This is a genomic window from Actinophytocola sp., assembly GCF_050699935.1.
GTDB lineage: Bacteria > Actinomycetota > Actinomycetes > Mycobacteriales > Pseudonocardiaceae > Actinophytocola.
In genome coordinates this window covers 18847-39080 of the sequence record NZ_JBOHGB010000058.1, presented here as the reverse complement: position 1 = coordinate 39080, position 20234 = coordinate 18847, and the positions used below count along the sequence as shown (strand labels likewise).

19 protein-coding genes are annotated in these 20234 nt (G+C 71.2%); 10 read left to right on the top strand and 9 right to left on the bottom strand.

Features of this window, described 5'->3' with window-relative positions; translation table 11 throughout:
• Positions 1-249, top strand: a 249-nt coding sequence (locus tag ACRDTB_RS19670; protein ID WP_431432276.1) for a hypothetical protein, incomplete at its 5' end; no start/stop codon positions are given.
• A 45-nt stretch (positions 250-294) separates the two neighbouring features.
• On the opposite strand, the gene ACRDTB_RS19665 is transcribed toward ACRDTB_RS19670, so the two are convergent.
• The gene (locus ACRDTB_RS19665) at positions 295-732 is read right to left on the bottom strand and encodes a YbaB/EbfC family nucleoid-associated protein (RefSeq protein ID WP_431432274.1); all 438 of its coding nucleotides are present in this window, start codon (positions 730-732) and stop codon (positions 295-297) included.
• A gap of 191 nt (positions 733-923) precedes the next feature.
• On the opposite strand from ACRDTB_RS19665, the gene ACRDTB_RS19660 reads away from it, so the two are divergent.
• Positions 924-1823 (top strand): ABC transporter ATP-binding protein, encoded by a 900-nt coding sequence (locus ACRDTB_RS19660; RefSeq protein WP_431432272.1) that lies wholly within the window; start codon positions 924-926, stop codon positions 1821-1823.
• Positions 1820-3013 carry an ABC transporter permease gene (locus ACRDTB_RS19655; protein WP_431432271.1) on the top strand — a complete coding sequence of 398 codons (1194 nt, stop codon included), beginning with the start codon at positions 1820-1822 and terminating at the stop codon, positions 3011-3013. Before ACRDTB_RS19660 ends, ACRDTB_RS19655 begins: the two co-directional genes overlap by 4 nt.
• Before the next feature lie 149 nt (positions 3014-3162).
• On the opposite strand, the gene ACRDTB_RS19650 is transcribed toward ACRDTB_RS19655, so the two are convergent.
• Positions 3163-4521 carry a citrate synthase gene (locus tag ACRDTB_RS19650; protein WP_431432270.1) on the bottom strand — a complete coding sequence of 453 codons (1359 nt, stop codon included), beginning with the start codon at positions 4519-4521 and terminating at the stop codon, positions 3163-3165.
• 93 nt (positions 4522-4614) lie between these two features.
• Positions 4615-5571, bottom strand: coding sequence for a carbohydrate kinase family protein (locus tag ACRDTB_RS19645; protein ID WP_431432268.1), 957 nt, complete (start codon positions 5569-5571; stop codon positions 4615-4617).
• 90 nt (positions 5572-5661) lie between these two features.
• On the opposite strand from ACRDTB_RS19645, the gene ACRDTB_RS19640 reads away from it, so the two are divergent.
• Positions 5662-6861: an acyl-CoA dehydrogenase family protein gene (locus ACRDTB_RS19640; protein WP_431432267.1), complete on the top strand. Its 1200-nt coding sequence runs from the start codon at positions 5662-5664 to the stop codon at positions 6859-6861.
• A gap of 57 nt (positions 6862-6918) precedes the next feature.
• On the opposite strand, the gene ACRDTB_RS19635 is transcribed toward ACRDTB_RS19640, so the two are convergent.
• From ACRDTB_RS19635 to ACRDTB_RS19610, 6 genes are all read right to left on the bottom strand, one after another.
• Positions 6919-8130 (bottom strand): amidohydrolase, encoded by a 1212-nt coding sequence (locus ACRDTB_RS19635; protein ID WP_431432265.1) that lies wholly within the window; start codon positions 8128-8130, stop codon positions 6919-6921.
• An 11-nt stretch (positions 8131-8141) separates the two neighbouring features.
• The gene (locus tag ACRDTB_RS19630) at positions 8142-9074 is read right to left on the bottom strand and encodes an aldose 1-epimerase family protein (RefSeq protein ID WP_431432264.1); all 933 of its coding nucleotides are present in this window, start codon (positions 9072-9074) and stop codon (positions 8142-8144) included.
• A 28-nt stretch (positions 9075-9102) separates the two neighbouring features.
• Complete coding sequence (locus tag ACRDTB_RS19625; protein WP_431432262.1) at positions 9103-10509, bottom strand: APC family permease; 1407 nt, start codon at positions 10507-10509, stop codon at positions 9103-9105.
• Positions 10510-10556: 47 nt separating this feature from the next.
• Complete coding sequence (locus ACRDTB_RS19620) at positions 10557-11807, bottom strand: MFS transporter (RefSeq protein ID WP_431432279.1); 1251 nt, start codon at positions 11805-11807, stop codon at positions 10557-10559.
• Positions 11808-11895: 88 nt separating this feature from the next.
• Complete coding sequence (gene pdxH / locus ACRDTB_RS19615) at positions 11896-12570, bottom strand: pyridoxamine 5'-phosphate oxidase (protein ID WP_431432260.1); 675 nt, start codon at positions 12568-12570, stop codon at positions 11896-11898.
• Between the two features lie 167 nt (positions 12571-12737).
• Positions 12738-13373, bottom strand: a complete 636-nt coding sequence (locus ACRDTB_RS19610) for a TetR/AcrR family transcriptional regulator (RefSeq protein WP_431432258.1) — start codon at positions 13371-13373, stop codon at positions 12738-12740.
• A 583-nt stretch (positions 13374-13956) separates the two neighbouring features.
• On the opposite strand from ACRDTB_RS19610, the gene ACRDTB_RS19605 reads away from it, so the two are divergent.
• The 6 genes from ACRDTB_RS19605 (at position 13957) to ACRDTB_RS19580 (ending at position 20138) form a co-directional block, all read left to right on the top strand.
• Complete coding sequence (locus ACRDTB_RS19605) at positions 13957-15102, top strand: citrate synthase 2 (protein ID WP_431432255.1); 1146 nt, start codon at positions 13957-13959, stop codon at positions 15100-15102.
• A gap of 130 nt (positions 15103-15232) precedes the next feature.
• Complete coding sequence (locus ACRDTB_RS19600) at positions 15233-16060, top strand: ABC transporter ATP-binding protein (protein ID WP_431432278.1); 828 nt, start codon at positions 15233-15235, stop codon at positions 16058-16060.
• Positions 16057-16887: an ABC transporter permease gene (locus tag ACRDTB_RS19595; protein WP_431432253.1), complete on the top strand. Its 831-nt coding sequence runs from the start codon at positions 16057-16059 to the stop codon at positions 16885-16887. The genes ACRDTB_RS19600 and ACRDTB_RS19595 overlap by 4 nt, the downstream gene beginning before the upstream one ends.
• Positions 16845-18071, top strand: a complete 1227-nt coding sequence (locus ACRDTB_RS19590; protein ID WP_431432251.1) for a sensor histidine kinase — start codon at positions 16845-16847, stop codon at positions 18069-18071. Before ACRDTB_RS19595 ends, ACRDTB_RS19590 begins: the two co-directional genes overlap by 43 nt.
• Positions 18068-18688 carry a response regulator transcription factor gene (locus ACRDTB_RS19585; RefSeq protein WP_431432249.1) on the top strand — a complete coding sequence of 207 codons (621 nt, stop codon included), beginning with the start codon at positions 18068-18070 and terminating at the stop codon, positions 18686-18688. The genes ACRDTB_RS19590 and ACRDTB_RS19585 overlap by 4 nt, the downstream gene beginning before the upstream one ends.
• A 91-nt stretch (positions 18689-18779) precedes the next feature.
• Positions 18780-20138 (top strand): serine hydrolase domain-containing protein, encoded by a 1359-nt coding sequence (locus ACRDTB_RS19580; RefSeq protein WP_431432247.1) that lies wholly within the window; start codon positions 18780-18782, stop codon positions 20136-20138.
• The last annotated feature ends 96 nt before the right edge of the window (positions 20139-20234 follow it).

Sequence of the window (20234 nt, the reverse complement as noted above, 5' to 3'; positions counted from 1 at the left end):
CGACCGCACCTGATCCACCGTCTGCCCAGCGACAGCACCGACCTGCCGCAACTCCGCACACGCCTGCGAGACCGCCGACGCGAAGAACTCACCAATCTGCCCAAACGCGCCACCACCCACCGACTCCTGCGCACCACCCGAAGCCGACCGCACCCGCTGCGCAACGGCCGTCACCACCATCGCGTGCGCCCGCACCTCCCCCACCACAACATGAAAACCATCACCCATGACGACGCCCCGATTCACTAGTCGAAAATGGAAAAGCCCCCGGCCCGACCCGGCCGGGGGCGGCCCTCACTTGATCACTTCCGGCGGGTTCTCGAAGTACTCGTCGTCGGAACGCTTGTCCCGGCGCTTCTCGATGTTGAAGGCGTCGTCGCGGCCGTCGCCCGCGTAGCCCTCCGGCAGGTGCTCCTTGACCGCCTCCAGGGCGGCCCCCTCGCCGACGAACTTCGTCATGACGTCCACCACCTGGGCGCCGACGTCGCGCTGCGCCTGCCGAGTGGTCTCCATGATCACCTGTGCCAGGTGCTCGGGCTCGACGTCTCGCACGCCCGGCCGCAGCACCAGGTCGGTCAGCGCGCCGCTCGCGGTCACCCGGACCGTCACCTCGCCGTCGCGCGACGTTGCCGACCCGCCAACGGTCTTGAGCGCCTTCTCCGCCTTCTCCGCCTTCTGTGCCGCGTCCCGCAACTTCGCGTCGTACTGCGCGAACCACTTATCCGGGTCCATGCCCTCGCCACTCCACCCGTGCTTGCTGGATCATGACAGCATCCTCGCGGGAACATACGCCAGCCAGGACCGCCGAAGGACGTAGTCACGCGAAGAATTTTCAAACGTAATCCGATGCGGACGCCCGGTAATCATGCATGGTCGGCGGGCCTGGATACTCTTGTCATCGGGCACTCGAGGGAGGGCCAGGCGTGCCACCAGCGGTACTGGAGGTGGACCGGATCGCCAAGAGCTACGGCCAGGTCGTCGCCTGCCGGGACGTCAGCTTCACCGTGGCTCCCGGCGAGATCTTCGGCTTCGTCGGCAGCAACGGCGCCGGCAAGACCACGATCATGCGCATCGTGCTCGGCGTGCTCGCCCCGGACGCCGGTGCGGTGCGCCTCGGCGGCGAGCCCGTCACGCCGAGCACCCGCCGCCGGATCGGCTACCTGCCCGAGGAGCGCGGGCTCTACCCCCGGATGCGGGTCCTCGACCAGCTCGTCTACCTGGCCGAGCTGCACGGCATGACCACCAACGACGCGCACCGGGCGGCGGAGCTCTGGATCGCGCGGCTCCGGCTGCGCGACCGGCGCGGCGACCGCGTCCAGCAGCTCAGCCTCGGCGACCAGCAGCGTATGCAGCTCGCCGCCGCCCTGGTGCACGATCCGGACGCGCTGGTCCTGGACGAGCCGTTCGCCGGGCTGGACCCGGGCGCGGTCGACGTGCTGAGTGAGGTGCTGCGCGAACGCGCGGACGCGGGCGCGCCGGTCCTGTTCTCCAGCCAGGCGCTGGATCTGGTGGAGCGGGTGTGCGACCGGATCGGCATCATCCAGAATGGACACATGGTGGCCACCGGGACCGTGGACGAGCTGAGCGCGGGCAGCCGGGTCGAGCTACTCGTGGACGCACCGGACGCGCCGGCCGGCTGGGCCGCCGCGGTCCCCGGCGTCGAGGTACTCGATGTCCACAATGGACGCACACGGCTGCACCTGGAGGACGGCGTGGACGACCAGGCCGTGCTGACCGCGGCGCTCGCGACCGGACCGGTGCGCGAGTTCACCCGGGTGCGGCCGACGCTCGCCGAGCTGTACCGGGACGTGGTGGTTCCGTGACGAGTGAGCCCCGCCCCGCGCGGACGGTCTACCTGGTGGCGCGGCGCGAGCTGAACACCCGGCTGCGTACGAGGTCCTTCGTGGTCAGCACCGTGGTGTCGCTGGTCGTGCTGATCGGCTACGTCCTCACGCAGAGCACGATGTTCGACGAGGAGCACCCCACGCGGGTCGGGCTCAACGGGCAGGCGATCGCGGTCGCGGGGCCGCTGAAGGACGCCGCCGCGCAGCTGGACCACGACGTGACGACGACCGAGGTCACCGATCTCGCGGCCGGCCGGGACATGGTGGCCGACGGCGAGCTGGACGCACTGGTCAGCGGCGCGCCGGCGGAGCTTCGGGTACTGGTACGCGGCGACCTCGACCCCGACTTACGAACCGTCCTCAATGGACTCGTCCAGCAGCAGGTGCTCAGCGGGCTGCTCGCCTCGGTCGAGGGCCTCGACGCCGGCCAGGTGCTGGACATGGTGGCGGGGGTGGGAGTTCGGGTGGAATCGCTGGAGCCCCCGGACCCGCAGCACGACCAGCGGCTCGCGCTCGCGCTCATCGTCGTGGCGCTGCTGTACCTGGCGCTGCTGCTGTACGGGTCGATGGTGGCGCAGGGCGTGGTGGAGGAGAAGTCCAGCCGCGTGGTGGAGCTGCTGCTCGCGACCGTGCGGCCGTGGCAGCTGCTGACCGGCAAGGTGCTCGGGCTCGGCCTGGTCGGGCTGATCCAGCTGTTCGCGGTCGGCGTGGTTGGCCTGCTGCTGGCGATCCTGACCGGCGTGGTGACGATCCCGGCCACGGCGGCCGGCACGCTCGCGTGGGGCCTGGTCTGGTACCTGCTCGGCTACCTGTTGTACGCCACGGTCTTCGCGGCGGTCGGCTCGCTGGTGTCGCGGCAGGAGGACGTCCAGTCGGTGCTGATGCCGATCACGATGATGCTCGTGGTGGCCTTCGTGCTCGGCTTCGCGGTGCTCTCGCGCGGCCCGTCCGGCGCTACGGCGACCGTGCTGTCGCTGCTGCCTCCGCTCGCGCCGATTCTGATGCCGGGCCGGATCGCGCTCGCCGCGGCCCCGCTGTGGCAGGTGGGTCTCGCGATCGTGCTCACCCTGGCGACAGTGGTCGTACTGGCCCGCGTGGGCGGCGTGGTGTACCGCAACTCCGTCCTCCACATGGGACCCCGCCGCCGCCTCCGCGACGCCCTGCGCTGAACCCGCGAGTCCAACGCTCCGGTACCGCGAGTCCAACACTCCGGTGCGCCGAGTTCGACGTTCCGAACGTTGGACTCGCGGGTCCGGAACGTTGGACTCGCGGGTTCCGAGCGTTGGACTCGCGGGTTCGGAGCGTTGGACTCGCGGGGTCAGCGGTTGGTGAGTGGGACGTAGTCGCGTTCCGTGACACCGGTGTAGACCTGGCGCGGGCGGCCGATCTTGGTGGCCGGGTCGTTCATCATCTCGCGCCAGTGGGCGATCCAGCCGGGCAGGCGGCCCAGCGCGAACAGGACCGTGAAGAACTTCGTCGGGAAGCCCATCGCGCGGTAGATCAGCCCGGTGTAGAAGTCCACGTTCGGGTACAGCTTGCGCTCGACGAAGTACTCGTCGGCGAGCGCGTGCTCCTCGAGCTGCTTGGCGATGTCCAGCAGGCTGTCGTCGCCGCCGAGGCGGGCGAGGATGTCGTCGGCGGTCTTCTTGACGATCGCGGCCCGCGGGTCGTAGTTCTTGTAGACCCGATGGCCGAAGCCCATCAGCTTGACGCCCTTCTCCTTGTTCTTCACCCGCTTGACGAACGTGTCCACGCCGCCCGCGTCGTCGCGGATGCCCTCGAGCATGTGCAGCACCTCGCTGTTCGCGCCGCCGTGCAGCGGGCCGAACAACGCGTTGATGCCCGCGGAGATGCTCGCGAACAGGTTCGCCTCCGACGAGCCGACGAGCCGTACGGTGGACGTCGAGCAGTTCTGCTCGTGGTCGGCGTGCAGCACGAAGAGCAGGTCCAGCGCCCGCACGAGGTCCGGGTCGACCTCGTAGGGCTCGGCCGGGAAGCCGAACGTCATCGTCAGGAAGTTCTCGACCAGGCCGAGCGAGTTGTCCGGGTAGAGGAACGGCTGGCCCACGGACTTCTTGTACGCGTACGCCGCGATCGTGGGCAGCTTCGCCAGCAGCCGGATCGTCGAGATCTCGACCTGTTCATTGTCGAACGGCTGCAGGCTGTCCTGGTAGAAGGTGGACAGTGCGGAGACCGCCGACGACAGCACCGGCATCGGGTGCGCGTCGCGCGGGAAGCCGTCGAAGAACCGTTTCAGGTCCTCGTGCAGTAAAGTGTGCCGGCTGATCTTCGAGGTGAACTCGTCGAGCTGCGACCGGGTCGGCAGCTCGCCGTAGATGAGCAGGTAGCTGACCTCGATGAAGGTCGAGCGTCGGGCGAGCTGCTCGATCGGGTAGCCGCGGTAGCGCAGGATCCCGGCGTCGCCGTCGATGAAGCAGATCTGCGACGTGCACGCGGCGGTGTTCACGAATCCGGGGTCGAGCGTCACGAGCTCGGTGGTCGACAGCAGCTTGCCGACGTTGATTCCGTGCGAGCCCTCGGCGGCACGCGTGACCGACATTTCGAGCTCGCCGCCGGGGTAACGCAGCGCGACGGATTCCGGCGCGCCGTTGTCGGCCCCCGCTGGTGCGGCATTGTTGTTGCCGGCCCCGGCAGGGACGGTCCTGGCCTCAGGCATGCGTGTCCCTCTCAACAAACGTGACTTTTTCCAGTTAACGCTAGTGCGGTTCGAGCCGCCCGGACAGTGCAGACGGTGTGGGCCGCGGCACTTTTACCGATGAATTCGCAGCTCAGCCGCGTACGGCGGCTCCGCCCCGGCCCGGGAGACGGTCACCGCCGCGGCTCTTGCCGCGAACGCCAGCAGCTCCCGCCAGCCGGCGATGTCGATCTCCCGTGCCGCCGCGGGTGTGGTGACGCCGTGCTCGTGCAGCCAGTGCAGCAACGCTCCGTGCACGGTGTCGCCCGCGCCGATGGTGTCGACGACCGGGGCCGGCACGGTGGGCACCTCGACCTCGCCGCCGTCCGCGGTGAGCGCGACGAGACCGCCGGCGCCACGGGTGACGACCGCCGCGGCCGGGCCGGCGGTGAGCCATTCACGGACCACGCCGAGCACCCCGTCGACACCACCGCCGGTGTCGTCCGCGAGCCACGCGGCGTCCTCAACGGACAGTTTGAGCACACCGACGTCCGGCAGCCACGAGGCGAACCGCTTCCGGTAGGCGACCGGGTCGGCGACCATCGCCGGGCGGACGTTCGGGTCGAGGACGGTGAGCCCGCCACGCGCGGAATGGCGGCGCAGCAACGTTTCGTACGTCGTGGCGCCGGGTTCGAGCAGCAGCGACAGCGTGCCGAGCGACAGCGTGGTCACGTCCGGGGGCAGCTCGCCGGGGTCCGCGACGAGGCGGTCGGCCGTGCCCGCCACGTGGAAGGAGTAGCGCGCCGAGCCGTCCGCCCCGATGCCGGCCACCGCCAGGGTCGTGGGCTCGTCGCCCCGCTGCACGAGCGAGGTGTCCACTCCGGACACATGGAGCCGGGCCAGCAGCGCCTCGCCGAACGTGTCGGTCGAGAGCCGGGACAGGAACCGCACGGGCGTGCCGAGGCGGCCGAGGGTGACCGCGGTGTTGTACGGGCCGCCGCCGGGCAGGGGCAGCAGCGCGCCGAGCTCGCCGGCGCCGGTGGCCGGTGCCGGCACGAGATCGACGAGCGCCTCACCGCCGACACAGAGCATGCGCCACCTCACGATGGGTACGGATGGTTACCCGATAGTAGGGCGTCATACTAATCGGCGTCCGAGCATTTGATCACCGGAGGAAGTCGTATGCCCGCCGAGCGGCTGCTGCCAGACCGGGACGCGGCGGATCTCGTCAAGCTGACCAGGGAGATCGCCAGAGACGAGCTCGCACCCATCGCGTCACGCCACGAGGAGGAGGAGCGGTTCCCGCGCGAGCAGTTCCGGCTGCTCGGCCGCAGCGGGCTGCTCGGCCTGCCCTACCCGGAGCAGTGGGGCGGCGGCGGGCTCTCCTACGAGGTGTACCTGCAGGTGCTGGAGGAGATCGCGACGGCCTGGATGTCCATGGGCGTCGGGCTGTCGGTGCACGTGATGTCGTGCTTCGCGCTCGCCGAGTACGGCACCGATGAGCAGCGGGAGCGCTGGCTCGGCGACCTGCTCGGCGGCGACCTGCTCGGCGCGTACGCACTCTCGGAGCCGCAGGCCGGTTCGGACGCCGCGGCGCTGTCCACCAGGGCCGAGCGGTCCGGCGACGGCTACGTCGTCAACGGCGTCAAGGCGTGGATCACCCACGGCGGCCACGCGGACTTCTACACGACGATGGTGCGCACCTCGCCGGACGGCGGCCGGGGCATCAGCTGCCTGCTGGTCGACGCGGCGACGCCGGGCCTGTCCGCGGCGCCGCCGGAGCGCAAGATGGGCCTGACCGGCTCGACGACCACACAGATGATCTTCGAAGACGCCCTCGTGCCCGCCGACCGGCTGCTCGGCGCCGAGGGCGAGGGCCTCAAGATCGCGCTCAACGCGCTGTCGTCCGGGCGGCTGGGGATCGCCGCGTGCTCGGTCGGCCTCGCGCAGGCGGCCCTGGACGAGGCCGTGACCTACGCGAAGGGCCGCTCGCAGTTCGGCAAGGCGATCATCGAGTTCCAGGGCATGGAGTTCCTGCTGGCCGACATGGCCGCCGCGGTCGAGTCGACCCGCGCGACCTACCTGGAGGCGGCGCGGCGGCGCGACCGGGGGCTGCCGTTCACCCGACAGGCGTCGATCGCGAAGCTCGTCGCCACGGACGCGGCCATGAAGGTCACGACCGACGCGGTGCAGGTGCTCGGCGGCGCGGGCTACACGCGGGACTTCCCGGTGGAGCGGTACCTGCGCGAGGCGAAGGTGCCGCAGATCTTCGAGGGCACCAACCAGATCCAGCGCATGCTGATAGCCCGGGAGCTCAAGTCCGCCTCCCCGGATTTGAATGCGTCGGTTGAGTCCCAGCGAACAGTGCGGAAGTCCGGTTGATTGTGGCTGGGTGCCGTCACGGTCCCCTGAGGTTGCGTTGATCGGCGCGAGACCTTTCTACTCCTGGTAGAACGGGTTGGATGTGACGCCGAGGCCGGTGGACTCGTCGAAGTGGTAGACCTCGCGGCCGCCGACGAACACCCGCACCGCGCGGCTCATCACGTCCAGCGGGTCGCCCGACCACAGCACGAGGTCCGCGTCCAGGCCGGCCCTCAGCGTGCCCACCCGGTCGCCGATCCCCATGATCCGTGCGGGGTTCATGGTGATCGCCCGCAGCGCGGTCTCGGAGTCCAGGCCCTCCTTGACCGCGAACGTCGCCTGGTGCACGAGGTAGTCGATCGGCACGACCGGGTGGTCGGTCGTCAGCGCGATCTCGACCCCGGCACGCGCCAGGATCCCCGCGTTGCGCATGTGCCGCCGCCGAACCTCCACTTTGGACCGGCCGACGATCAGCGGGCCGATGATCACCGGGATCTCCTTGGCCGCCAACGTGTCCGCGATCAGGTGACCCTCGGTGCCGTGGTTGACGATGAGCTTGTAGCCGAACTCCTCGGACAGCCTGATGGCCGTCGCGATGTCGTCCGCGCGGTGGCTGTGCTGGCACCACGGCAGCTCGCCGTCGAGCACCCGCGCCAGCACCTCGCGGGTGTTGTCGCGCTCGAACGGCTTGCCCTCGCGGGTCGCCCACTCGCGGGCCTCGCGGTAGTCCTGCGCCTTCACGAACGCGTCCCGGATCACCGCAGCCACACCGAGTCGGGTGGACGGCAGCTTCTGCTGGTCGCCGTACACCCGCTTGGGGTTCTCGCCCATCGCGCTCTTCACGCTGACCGGCTCGCGCACGAGCATGTCCTCGACCGTGCGGCCCCACGACTTCACCGCCACGGTCTGCCCGCCGATCGGGTTGCCCGACCCCGGCTTGACGACCACCGTCGTGACGCCGCCGGACAGCGCGTCCCGGAAGCCCTCGTCGTCCGGGTTGATCGCGTCCAGCGCGCGCAGCCGGGCGCCGTTCGGGTCGGTCATCTCGTTGACGTCGTTGCCCGCCCAGCCGTCGCCCTCCTCGTAGACGCCGACGTGACCGTGCGACTCGATGAAGCCGGGCAGCACCCAGGTGCCGGAGGCGTCGACGATCTCGGCGTCGTCTGGAACATCCACATCGGCCTCGGGGCCGACGGCGACGATCCGGCCGCCTTCCACCAGAACGGTGCCGCCCTCGATCGGGTCACCATCGACCGGTACGACATAACCACCCGTGACAGCAGTACTCACAGCCGTGCAACCTACCGGTCCAGCGGGCGGATCCCCCAACGGCCGATCCACATGTCGCCGGGCGCCACCGTGATCAGGTCGGTGCCGGAGTTCAGCGCGTCCGGCGGGCAGGTCATCGGCTCGATGGCGACCGCGCGGGCGCCCTTGCCGGGGAACTCGTCCGGCGTGAACACCTGTACCCAGCCGAAACTCGCCTCCGCCCACACCTCGACGCCGCTCCCGTCGCGGGTGAGCGAGTGCCGCACGAGGCCGTCGTCGCCCGGCCGGCAGTCGCCGAACGCCGTGTCCAGCGCCAGCCCGCGCACCGGCCGCCCGCCGCGGAGGTCGAGGTCCGTGCCCTCCACCGAGAGCGGCTTGCCGGTCGGCACCATGGTCTCCGGGTCGACGGGGAGCACGGTGCCCGCGGCGAGCGTGAGCACGCAGTCGTCGACGTCGAGGTCGCCCGGCCGCGGGTAGGGGTGCGTGCCGACGCCCAAGGGCATCTCCTCGTTGCCGGCGTTGTGCACGGTGTGCGTGACGGTCAGGCCCGGCGTCGCGCCGTCGAGCGCGTAGGTGATGGTCGTGCGGAACGGGAACGGCCAGCCCTGCTCCTCGCCGACCTCGACGGCGAGCGTGAGCGCCGCGTCGTCGCGCTCGGCGACCGTCCAGCTCTCCCGCCGGACGAGTCCGTGGATCGCGTTGCCCCGCACCGGCTCGGTGACCTCGAGCTGCTGGCGCACGCCCGCGTGCGACCACGTGGCGCCGCCGACCCGGTTGGGCCAGGGCACCAGCACCGCACCGGCGCCCAGCGGTGGCGTGTCGTCCTCGCCGAAGGTCTCCACGTAGGGCACGCCGCCGACCTCGAAGGCCCGCAGCGACGCGCCGACCTCGGTGACGACCGCCCGCGCCCGGTCCTCGCCGGTGCCGCTCGCGATCTCGAATTGCTCGCCGGTAGGTCTGCTCATGTGATCAGACCTTATGCGCAGCGCCGGATCAGTCCTTCAACGCCTGCGGGTCGAACTCCTCGACCTGCTCGCCCTTGCTGCGCAGGTAGAACCAGTTGACGAACCACAGCAGGATGCCTAGGCCGACCAGGACCACCGCGATGACGTAGTCGCTGGCCGGCCGGCCGGACAGCCAGGGGAAGGCGAGGTAGCCACAGAGGATGCCGCCCACGATCGGCGTCCAGGTCGGAGCCCGGAAGTGCCGGTGCTCCACGCTCTCCCGACGCAGCACCAGGACCGAGATGTTGACCACCGCGAACACGCACAGCAGCAACAGCGCGGTGGTGCCGCCGAGCTTGCTCACCCCGTCCTCGCCGGCGGTGGCCACCAGCACCGCCGCGATACCGCTGGTGACCAGGATGGACACCCACGGCGTGCGCCGGAACGGATGGACCGTGCCGAAGACCCGGGGCAGGATGCGCTCGTTCGCCATGCCGTAGAGCAGCCGGCTGGCCATCAGCATGTTGATCAGCGCGGAGTTGATCACGGCGAACATGCCGATCCACTCGAACAGCCAGATCGGGAAGTCCGGCGCGCCGATGCCGATCACCAGCAGCAGGGCCCCGGACTCGGCGTCGGCCAGCTCGCTCGCCGAGACGAGCAGCGAGGACGTGATCGCGACCAGCACGTAGATCAGGGCGGCGGTGGCCATGCCGGACAGCAGAGCCTTCGGGAAGATCCGGGACGGCTCCTTGATCTCCTCGGCCATGTTCACCGAGTCCTCGAAGCCCACCATCGCGAAGAACGCCAGCGAGGTGGCCGCGGTGATGGCCAGCAGCCAGCTGGTGTCCGCGGTGTTGACCTCGGTGAGCCGGCTCGGCTCGCCCTCGCCGCCGGCGACCGCGTAGACGCCGACACCGATGATGATCGCCAGGCCTGCCAGCTCGATGAGGGTGAGCACGACGTTGGCCTTCACCGAGTGGGCCACGCCGATGAAGTTGACCAGGGCGAGGAGGGCGACGAACGCCACCGCCACGAGGGCGATCACGAAGCCGGACACCTCGATGTCGAAGGCCGCCGGCAGGTACGTGGCGCCGAAGGCCCTCGCGGCGGCCGACGCCGAGGTGATGCCCGAGCACATGACCGCGAAGGCCACCACGAACGTCAGGAACGGCTTGCGGAACGCGCGGTTGGTGTACAGCGCGGCGCCCGCCGCGCGCGGGTACTTGCCGACCAGCTCCAGGTAGGCGAACGCGGTGAGGAACGCGACCAGGAACGCCACCAGGAACGGCAGCCACAGCGCGCCGCCGACCTTGCCGGCGACACTGCCGGTCAGCGCGTAGACGCCGGTTCCCAGAATGTCGCCGATCACGAAGAAGTACAGCAGCTTCGGGCCGATGGCCCGCTTCAGCGTCGGCTGTGACTCCTCGGCGGGAATTGTGTTCTCGGTCACCATGACCATTCAGCATGCCGGATCATGACCGGGTTGGCTAGATCCACTCGTCAGGCTTTCACCGACTGTCCGGCTATCGCGTGATACCGCCAGAACGCGGGCAGACAGGCCACCGCGACGACGGTCAGCACGATCACCAGGACTCCCCCGCCGGCCGCCGCGGCGGTCGTGCCGACACCGGCCGCGGCCCACCCGTGGACGACGTCGGCGACGCGCGGCCCACCCGCGACGACGACGGTGAACACGCCCTGCATGCGGCCGCGCATCTCGTCGGTGGCGGCGGACTGCAGGATCGCGCTGCGGTAGACCATGCTGACCATGTCCGCGGCGCCGGCCAGGACGAGGAAGACGACCGCGAGCCACAGTGCGTGCGCGAGCCCGAACCCGATCACGGCGGCACCCCAGGCACAGACGGCGACCGTGACGCCGACGCCGTGCCGGCGGATGTCGCCGATCCAGCCGGAGGCGAGCCCGCACAGCAGGGCACCGATCGGGATGGCGGCGTAGAGCCAGCCCAGCGCCGGCCCGCCGCCGGACGGGTCGCCGAACGTGTGCTCCGCCAGCTCCGGGTAGAGGGCGCGCGGCATGCCGGCGACCATCGCGATGATGTCGATGAGGAACGAGGCGAGCAGGACGTTCTTGGCGGCGAGGTAGCGGAACCCGTCGGCGATGTCCTTGAGCCCGGCCCGCCGCCGGACGCCGTCGAGCGGCGGGAGACGTGGGATCCCGAGGACCATGACAGTCGCGGCGACGAGCGCGACGCTGTCGAGGAGGTAGAGCAGCGGCAGGCCGGCGAGCGGCAGGAGGGCGCCGGCGACGAGCGGGCCGAAGACCATGCCGAACGAGCCGACGGTCGAGGTCAGCGCGGTGGCGGAGGGCAGGAGGTCCATCGGCACCAACCGGGCGGCCGCGGCGGTGCGGGTGGGCATGTTGATCGCGACGAAGGCTTGCTGGACGGACAGGAGGCCGAGAACGAGCCACACGTCGTCCAGACCGGCGACGGCCTGCGCCCAGAAGGCGACGGAGGTGAGGGCGATGCCGGTGTTGCTGACGAGCATGACGGTCCGCCGGTCGACCGCGTCGGCGATCGCGCCGCCCCACAGCCCGAACACCAGCAACGGCACGAGCCCGAACACGCCGGTGAGCCCGACGTACGCGGAGGACCCGGTGATGTCGAAGACCTGCTTGGGCACCGCGACGACGGTGAACTGCCCACCGACGGCGGTGATCGCGGTCGACGCCCACAGCCGCCGAAAGGCCGGTATCCGCAGCGGACGCGTGTCGATGGCGATCCGGCGCATCCGGCCACCAGAGAGAACCCCCACGCCAAGAGCTTAGGCGCGCTAAGGAACCCGATCCGCGAGACGGTCCTCACCGCTCGGGTCGTGGCTACGGGCCGAGGCGCTCGACCTTCCACGTGTCGGCCTTCAGCTTGAACTGCAGGCGGTCGTGCATGCGGTCCCGGCGGCCCTGCCAGAACTCGACGACCTCGGGCAGGATGCGCCACCCGCCCCAGTGCGGCGGCACCGGCACCTCGTCGGCGTCCGCGAAGCGGCGCTGCACGTTCGCGAGCGCGTTCTCCAGGGCCGCGCGGCCACTGACCACAATGGACTGAGGGGACGCCCACGCGCCCAGCTGCGAGCCGCGCGGCCGGATGGCCCAGTACGTCGCCGTCTCCGCCGGGCTCACCTTCTCCACCACGCCGCGCACGGTCGCCTGCCGGTGCAGCGTGTACCACGGGAAGGTCGCCGACGCGTAGCGGGTGGCCATGAGATCGTGGCTCTTCGCGGACGTGTAGTTCGTGAAGAACACGACCCCGCGCTCGTCGAGGCCCTTGCACAGCACGGTGCGCGACGCGGGCAGGCCGTCGGCGTTCGCGGTGGCCAGGACCATCGCGTTGGGCTCGGGTGAGGCCGCGTGGATCGCGTCGTCCAGCCACTTCTGCAGCTGTTCGTGCCAGGTGGGGGCGAGCTCGCTCTCGCTCAGCGTTCCCTCGTCGTAGGAGACCCGCATCTGCGGCAACTGAACGGCGATGCTGCTGGCCGCGACGTCGGCGTCCCTCATCCTCGGATCTCCTAGCCGTGTAGGGATTACCTCACACCTCGCATATCAAGCGAGGGCCTGCCGCCGATCGCCGGAAAGCCCTCCGCCATCGAAGGTACGGGTAATCCGCCCATCCGGAAACCACACCGTGGGTGATGACACCAGCCGAATCGATCCCGCTCCGCGAACTACGCCGGACGGGTGATGGCGGCCAGGAACACCGCCCGGATCTCGCTCGCGACGGCCGCGACCGGCAGCGGCGGCTCGTGCGCCTGCCACTCACGCAGGATCCCGGTCATCGCGCCGACGAGCGCGATCGCCGTCAGGTGGTAGTCCCGTTCGGGCGCGACCCCGGCGGCGGCCGCGCGGTCGCACTCGGCCTCGATGAAGTCCGTGTACCGGGTGAACCACTCGCGGTGCTGGAGCTCCATCGCCTTGCTGATGCCCGGCGCCTCGACGTAGTTCAGCCGCGGGTAGCGCGCGTCGGAGGTGACGGCCGCGACGAACGCGTCCAGCAGCGTCGTGATCCGGGTGAGCGGCTCGGCGTCGGTGAGCGAGCCCAGCACCGGCATCATGCGCTTCATCGCCTCGGTGTTGATGTGCGCGTGCAGCTCGAGCAGCAGCGCCTCCTTGCTGGCGAACTTCTCGTAGAAGTTCCGCGTGGACACCCCGGCCCGCGCGCACAGGTCCGCGATCTTGGTCTTGTGGTAGCCCCGCGTGGTGAACTCGTCGAGGGCGGCCTCGAGCAGCCGCTCCCGTCGTTCGGCACGCCGCTGCTCGGTGTCCACACCCCGATACATGCGGCTCTGCCCGCCCTGCCCCATCGGACCTACTCCCTCAGCTGCTACCGACACCGGGATCACCGCTGGGACGGCAACCACGGGAGGTCGACGATGCGCGATCCTCCCACGGCCACCGGCCCGGATGCTCGCTCGCTCGCCGGCCGGACGCGGGTCGCCGTGCCGGCGCGAACGCGACCCCGTCGGAAAATTTCCGCGCCCTCAGGCGGTCCGTTTTACACCCCGCCGCCTCCGCGTCCGCCGGGGGTCCCCGGTGCGGTCGTCCGGCGGCACGCGGTAGTCGCGCGCGCCGGACCGGCCCCCGGTCACCGTCGACGTGCGGAACGGCCGCGCCCGGAGAGCAAGGATGATCCACACCGACCGTCCACAGTGGGGACAAGGCTGACGGCCCGTCGCGCCGGGGACGGGGTTACCAGCGTCCCAGCCCAGCGTCCACAGTGGACACAGGTCGACGCGCCCCAGCCGCGCCATCGGCCGGACCGGACGCACGCGCCTTCTGAATCGATTTCCTGAATCGTGACCGAAACCACCGATCCGCCCAATTGCCACCAGACGTACTCAGGAGGAAAGTTGCGATGCTCGGGGACTTGCGGGAGAGGCTGAAGCCATGCACAGCGCGGTGCGGAAGATCGACACGACGGCGGACGCGGCGGACGACGGTTTCCGCCCTGGGCTCGAGGGCGTGGTCGCCTTCCGGACCGAGATCGCCGAACCCGACCGCGACGGCGGCGCACTGCGTTACCGCGGCGTGAACATCGAGGACCTCGCCGGCAGGGTCACGTTCGGCGACGTGTGGGCGCTGCTCGTCGACGGCCGCTTCGGCAAAGGCCTCCCACCGGCCGAGCCGTTCCCCATCCCGGTGCACACCGGCGACGTCCGGGTCGACGTGCAGGCCGCGCTGGCCATGCTCGCGCCGATCTGGGGTTACGAGCCGCTGCTGGACGTCGGCGACGTCGAGGCGCGCGAGCAGCTCGCGCGCGCGTCGGTGATGGCGCTGTCGTACGTGGCGCAGTCCGCGCGCGGCATCGGCCGGCCGGCGGTGCCGCAGCGGCGGATCGACGAGTGCGCGACGATCACCGAACGGTTCATGACCCGCTGGCGCGGCGAGCCGGACCCCGCGCACGTGCGGGCGATCGACGCCTACTGGGTCTCGGCGGCCGAGCACGGGCTGAACGCGTCGACGTTCACCGCCCGGGTGATCGCCTCCACCGGCGCGGACGTCGCGGCCGCGATGTCGGGCGCGATCGGCGCGATGTCCGGCCCGCTGCACGGTGGGGCGCCGGCACGGGTGCTGCCGATGATCGAGGAGGTCGAGCATGTCGGCGACGCACGCAAGGTCGTATCGTCCATCTTGGACCGCGGCGAGCGGCTGATGGGCTTCGGCCACCGCGTGTACCGCGCGGAGGACCCGCGGGCCCGGGTGCTCCGACAGGCCTGCCGGGAGCTCGGCGCGGCCCGGTACGACGCGGCGGCGGAGCTGGAACAGGCGGCGCTCGCGGAGCTGCGGGAGCGCCGGCCGGACCGTGCGATAGAGACGAACGTGGAGTTCTGGGCGGCCGTGATCCTGGACCTCGCCCAGGTGCCGACCCACATGATGCCGGCGATGTTCACGTGTGCCCGCACGGCCGGCTGGTGCGCGCACATCCTGGAGCAGAAGCGGACCGGCCGCCTGGTGCGCCCGTCGGCGCACTACGTGGGCCCGGGCCCACGCCGCGCCGAAGAGGTCGAGGGCTGGTCCACCATCACCACCTGACCCCAGTCCCCCGTTCCGGACCGCGAGGATGGGGGTGGACGGGTGTCCGTCGGGTGGTGGACACGGGGGTTCAGTCGCGTGGACGTCCCGGGTGCGGGTGTGGCGGGGACACGATTTCCGCATGACCGCCATACAGGTTCGAGGACTGCGCAAGTCCTATGCCGACACCGTCGCGGTGGACGGGATCGACCTCGACATCGAGCAGGGGCGGGTGTTCGCCCTGCTCGGGCCGAACGGCGCCGGCAAGACCACCACCGTCGAGATCCTCGAAGGCCACCGCACGCGCACCGCGGGCGAGGTCTCCGTGCTGGGCCAGGACCCGGGGACCGCCGGCCGCGCGTGGCGCGCCCGCATCGGGATCGTCCTGCAGACCGCGGGTGACGCCGCCGGGCTGACCGTCGCGGAGAGCGTCCACCACTACGCCGGCTACTACCCGCGCCCCGCCGACCCGGACGCCGTCATCGAGCAGGTCGGGCTCGCCGAGAAGGCCCGCGCCCGCGTCAAACAGCTCTCCGGCGGACAACGCCGCCGGCTCGACGTGGCGCTCGGCATCGTCGGCCGGCCCGAGCTCGTCTTCCTCGACGAGCCGACCACGGGGTTCGACCCGCGAGCCCGCCGACAGTTCTGGGACCTCGTCCGCGCCCTCGCCGCCGACGGCACCACGATCCTGCTCACCACCCACTACCTCGACGAGGCCGAGGCGCTCGCCGATGACGTCGCCGTCATCTCCGGCGGCACGATCGTCGCGAGGGGCACGCCCGCCACCCTCGGCGGCCGCTCCACCGCCAAGGTCACGGTGAGCTGGCTCGACGAGACCGGCCCGCGCTCGCTCCTCACCGACACCCCGACGGCGCTCGTCAACGAGCTGTCCGCGGGCGGCCGGGAGCTCGCCGGGCTCACCATCTCCCGGCCGAGCCTGGAGGACACCTACCTGGAGCTGATCGGAGGCACCCGATGACCGCCAGCGTCCTCGACCGCACCGCCGCGCTGCCGAGCGTGCTGCGCGTCGGCCTCTCCCGCGGCGGGATCGAGCTCAAGCAGTTCTTCCGGCAGAAGGAGCAGGTGATCTTCACCTTCACCTTCCCCGCGCTGATCCTGGTCCTCCTCGGCTCGATCTTCACCGACACCTTCGAGGGCACCGGCGTAACGGCCGGCCAGGTGTTCGCGGCGAGCATGGCCGGCGCCGGGATCATCGCGACGTCGTTCCTCAACCTGGGCATCGGCGTGGCGCAGGACCTGGAGGACCACACGCTCAAACGCCTGCGCGGCGCACCGATCCCGGCCACCGCCTACTTCATCGGCAAGGTCATCCTGGTCGCGGTCGCGAGCATCGCCGAGGTGGTCTTGCTGGTCGCGGTCGGCATGCTGCTGTTCGACGTCGAACTGCCGAGCACGGCCGACCGCTGGTTCACGTTCGCGTGGGTGTTCGTGCTGGGCACGATCTCGTGCTCGCTGCTGGGCATCACGATCAGCTCGGTGGCGAAGTCGGCGCAGGGCGCGGCGGCCGTGGTGAACGTGCCCTACGTCGCGCTGCAGTTCCTGTCCGGCGTGTACATCCCGGTGTCCACGCTGCCGGACTGGATGATCGACATCGGCTCGTTCTTCCCGATCAAGTGGGTCGCGCAGGGTTTCCGCTCGGTGTTCCTGCCGGACGGCATGATGAGCATGGAGGCGGCGGGATCTTGGGAACACGGAACGACCGCGCTGGCACTGGCCGCGTGGTGCGTGATCGGAGTCGTGCTGTGCCTGCTGACGTTCCGGTGGACCAACCGCCGCGAGGGCTGAGCGCCGGGGAGCGCGGCACCGGCGGGGACGCGTGGACGCGCTGGTTCTGGCTGTGGGACGTCTACCTCGGGATCGGCTACGTCGCGCTGGTCGCCATGGCGCTCGGCACGGACGAGCCGACCCCGGCCGCGAAGGCGGTCGTCACCGCCCTGCTGTCGCTGATGGCCGCCTGGTACGTCGTGTTCGGCCGGCGGACCATCGTGTCCCGACGGGAGAGCCCGGCACGTGGCCGGATCTTCATCGCCGGCGAGGTCGCACTGCTGGTCGCGGCCGTCGCGATCGAGCCGTCGGCGGCGTTCGCGCTGTTCGCCGTGTGCCCGCTGGTCTTCATGACCCTGCGACTCGTGGAGGCCGTCGCGGTCACCGTCGCGATCAACCTCCTGCCGCTGGCCGCCGCGATCATGGAGGAGGACGCGGGCCAGGTACTCGCCGTGGTGGCTCCCCTCGTCCTGCTCACCGCCGTCTTCTCCCCGCTGCTCGGTGCCTGGATCCACCGCATCGTGGCGCAGAGCGCGGAGCGGGGGGCGCTGATCAGGGAGCTGGAGGCGAGCCGCGGGGAGGTGAGCCGGCTGTCCCGGGAGGCGGGCGTGGCCGCCGAGCGGGCCCGGCTCGCGGCGGAGATCCACGACACGCTGGCGCAGGGCTTCACCAGCCTGGTCACCCTCGTGCAGGCCGCCGAGTCCGAACTGGACGGTGACCGGGACAAGGCGCGGCGGCACCTGCGGCTCGCGGCCCGCACCGCACGGGAGAACCTCGGCGAGGCGCGGGCGCTCGTGGCCGGCCTCATGCCGTCGGCGCTGGGCACCGGGTCGCTGGACGAGGCGATCCGGCGCCAGGTCGAGCGGCTCGCCGAGGAGACGCCGATCCAGGCCACCTACCGCGTGGAGGGCGAGAGCGCGGGGCTGCCGACCGTGACCGAGGTGCTACTGCTGCGCGCGGTGCAGGAGGCGCTGACCAACGTGCGCAAGCACTCCGGCGCGTCGGCGGTGTCGATCTGCCTGCGGGTCGACGGATCCGCGGCCGTGCTGCGGGTCGCCGACGACGGGACCGGGTTCGACATCACACGGCCGTCCGACGGGTTCGGGCTGGTCGGCATGCGCTCGCGGGCCACGCAGGTCGGCGGCTCCCTGTCAGTCCACAGTGGAGCGTCCGGTACGACGGTCGAGGTGGAGGTGCCGCGTTGATCCGGGTCATGCTGGTCGACGACCACCCGGTGGTCCGGGAGGGGTTGCGCGGGATGCTGGAGGCCGAGCCGGACCTGACGGTCGCCGGCGAGGCGGGCTCGGGCGAGGAGGCCGTCGCGCGGGCCCGCGCGCTTGAGGCGGACGTGATCCTCATGGACCTGCGGATGCCCGGGCTGGACGGGGTGGGCGCGACCGAGCGAATCCTGGCCGAGTCACCGCGGGTCCGGGTCGTGGTGCTGACGACCTACGAGACGGACGCGGACATCCTGCGTGCCGTGGAGGCCGGCGCGTCGGGGTACCTGCTCAAGGACGCGTCCCGGACGGACCTGGCGGGCGCGATCCGGGCGGCGGCGCGGGGCGAGACCGTGCTCGCGCCGTCGGTGGCCGGGCGGCTGGTCAACCAGGTGCGCCGGCCGGCACAGCACACGCTGTCGGCACGCGAGGTGGAGGTGCTGGCGCTGGTCGCGAAGGGCCTGACGAACGCGGAGATCGGCCGGGCGCTGCACATCGCGGAGGCGACCGTGAAGACGCACCTGCTGCGCACGTTCGCCAAGCTGGAGGTGTCCGACCGGACCGCCGCGGTGACAACCGCCATGGCGCACGGGCTGCTGCGCTGACCGTGCGGGTGGACCGTGAGCGGACTCGCGGTAATTGGTAACGCCGCATGACCGATCCAGTCGCACCGTGTCATCAGTCAGAATGCGGGCCATGCTGGACACCACCGAGTTCGCGCTGCTCCGCCGGGTCGCCGTGGAGCAGGCGGAGCGCCGGGCGCCGTCACTGGTCGCCGCCGTCGTCCGCGGCCAGGAGCTGCTGTGGACGGGCGCCCGGGGCAGCGTGGACGGCGCGGCTCCCACGGCCGACACCCAGTACCGGATCGGGTCGATCACGAAGACGTTCATCGCGGTACTGGTCATGCGGCTGCGTGACGAGGGCCTGCTGGACCTCAACGACCCGCTGGACAAGCACGTCAGCGGCACGTCGTTCGGGCACCTCACGGTGGCGCAGCTGCTGTCCCACACGGCCGGGCTGACGTCGGAGTCGCCGGGCGAGTGGTGGGAGCGCGCGCCCGGCGGCGACTGGCCGACGCTGGTGGAGAGCATGTCGGGCGAGCCGGAGCGGCACCGCGCGGGCGAGCGGTTCCACTACTCGAACGTCGGGTACGGGGTGCTCGGCCAGCTCGTCGCGGAGCTTCGCGGGGCGTCGTGGATGTCGGTGCTGGACGAGGAGGTCCTCGCCCCGCTCGGGATGACCCGCACCTCGGCCATGCCCGTCGCGCCGCACGCGCTGGGCTGGGCCGTGCACCCGTACGCGGACGTCCTGATGCCGGAGCCGACGCCGGACGCGGGCGCGATGGCGCCGGCCGGCCAGCTGTGGTCGACGTTGGCCGACCTCGCGCGCTGGGCACGGTTCATCGCCGGCGACACCGGCGACGTGCTCTCCCCGGACACGGTCGCGGAGATGCGCCACCCGGCGGCGGTCGAGGACGGCACGGCGTGGACGTCCGGGTACGGCCTCGGCTTCCAGGCGTTCCGGGTGGACGGCCGCCAGCTCGCGGGGCACGGCGGTTCGATGCCGGGCTTTCTGGCGAGCGTGGTGGTCGACCCGGCGACGACCACGGGCGCGCTGGCGCTGACGAACACGACGGCCGGCGTCGGGGTGTCGGCGCTGACGCTCGACCTGGTGAAGCTGGTGGACGAGTACGAGCCGGCACTGCCCGCGGAGTGGGTGCCGCTGCCGTCGGTGCCGCCTGAGCTGCTTGCGCTGACGGGCGAGTGGTTCTGGGGCCCGACGCCGTTCGCGCTGCGCCTGCTGGCGGACGGCTGGCTGGACCTGCGGCCGGTGGCCGGGGCGGGCCGCGCGTCGCGCTTCCGCCCGGTGCGGGAGGACGAGTGGGTCGGGCTGGACGGCTACTACGCCGGGGAGACCCTGCGCCTGCACCGGCACGCGGACGGCTCACCCCACCACCTCGACCTGGCGACGTTCGTCTTCACCCGCACCCCGTACGACCCGTCGGCCCCCATCCCGGGCGGTCTGGACCTGGGCACCTGGCCGACGCAGTCCTGACCGCTTCGGACCTCAGCCCGCACCCGGCCACCACGCGCGCACATCAAGCCCGACTCGCATCCCCAGCAACAACCCGCGCGCACCCCCGCGGCCCGA

Bases quoted from the DNA above. Each gene is read 5' to 3' on its own strand.
- ACRDTB_RS19665 (WP_431432274.1), bottom strand. From the start codon at position 732: ATGGACCCGGATAAGTGGTTCGCGCAGTACGACGCGAAGTTGCGGGAC.
- ACRDTB_RS19650 (WP_431432270.1), bottom strand. From the start codon at position 4,521: ATGCCTGAGGCCAGGACCGTCCCTGCCGGGGCCGGCAACAACAATGCC.
- ACRDTB_RS19645 (WP_431432268.1), bottom strand. From the start codon at position 5,571: ATGCTCTGTGTCGGCGGTGAGGCGCTCGTCGATCTCGTGCCGGCACCG.
- ACRDTB_RS19640 (WP_431432267.1), top strand. From the start codon at position 5,662: ATGCCCGCCGAGCGGCTGCTGCCAGACCGGGACGCGGCGGATCTCGTC.
- ACRDTB_RS19630 (WP_431432264.1), bottom strand. From the start codon at position 9,074: ATGAGCAGACCTACCGGCGAGCAATTCGAGATCGCGAGCGGCACCGGC.
- ACRDTB_RS19625 (WP_431432262.1), bottom strand. From the start codon at position 10,509: ATGGTGACCGAGAACACAATTCCCGCCGAGGAGTCACAGCCGACGCTG.
- ACRDTB_RS19620 (WP_431432279.1), bottom strand. From the start codon at position 11,807: ATGCGCCGGATCGCCATCGACACGCGTCCGCTGCGGATACCGGCCTTT.
- pdxH (WP_431432260.1), bottom strand. From the start codon at position 12,570: ATGAGGGACGCCGACGTCGCGGCCAGCAGCATCGCCGTTCAGTTGCCG.
- ACRDTB_RS19610 (WP_431432258.1), bottom strand. From the start codon at position 13,373: ATGGGGCAGGGCGGGCAGAGCCGCATGTATCGGGGTGTGGACACCGAG.
- ACRDTB_RS19605 (WP_431432255.1), top strand. From the start codon at position 13,957: ATGCACAGCGCGGTGCGGAAGATCGACACGACGGCGGACGCGGCGGAC.
- ACRDTB_RS19595 (WP_431432253.1), top strand. From the start codon at position 16,057: ATGACCGCCAGCGTCCTCGACCGCACCGCCGCGCTGCCGAGCGTGCTG.
- ACRDTB_RS19580 (WP_431432247.1), top strand. From the start codon at position 18,780: ATGCTGGACACCACCGAGTTCGCGCTGCTCCGCCGGGTCGCCGTGGAG.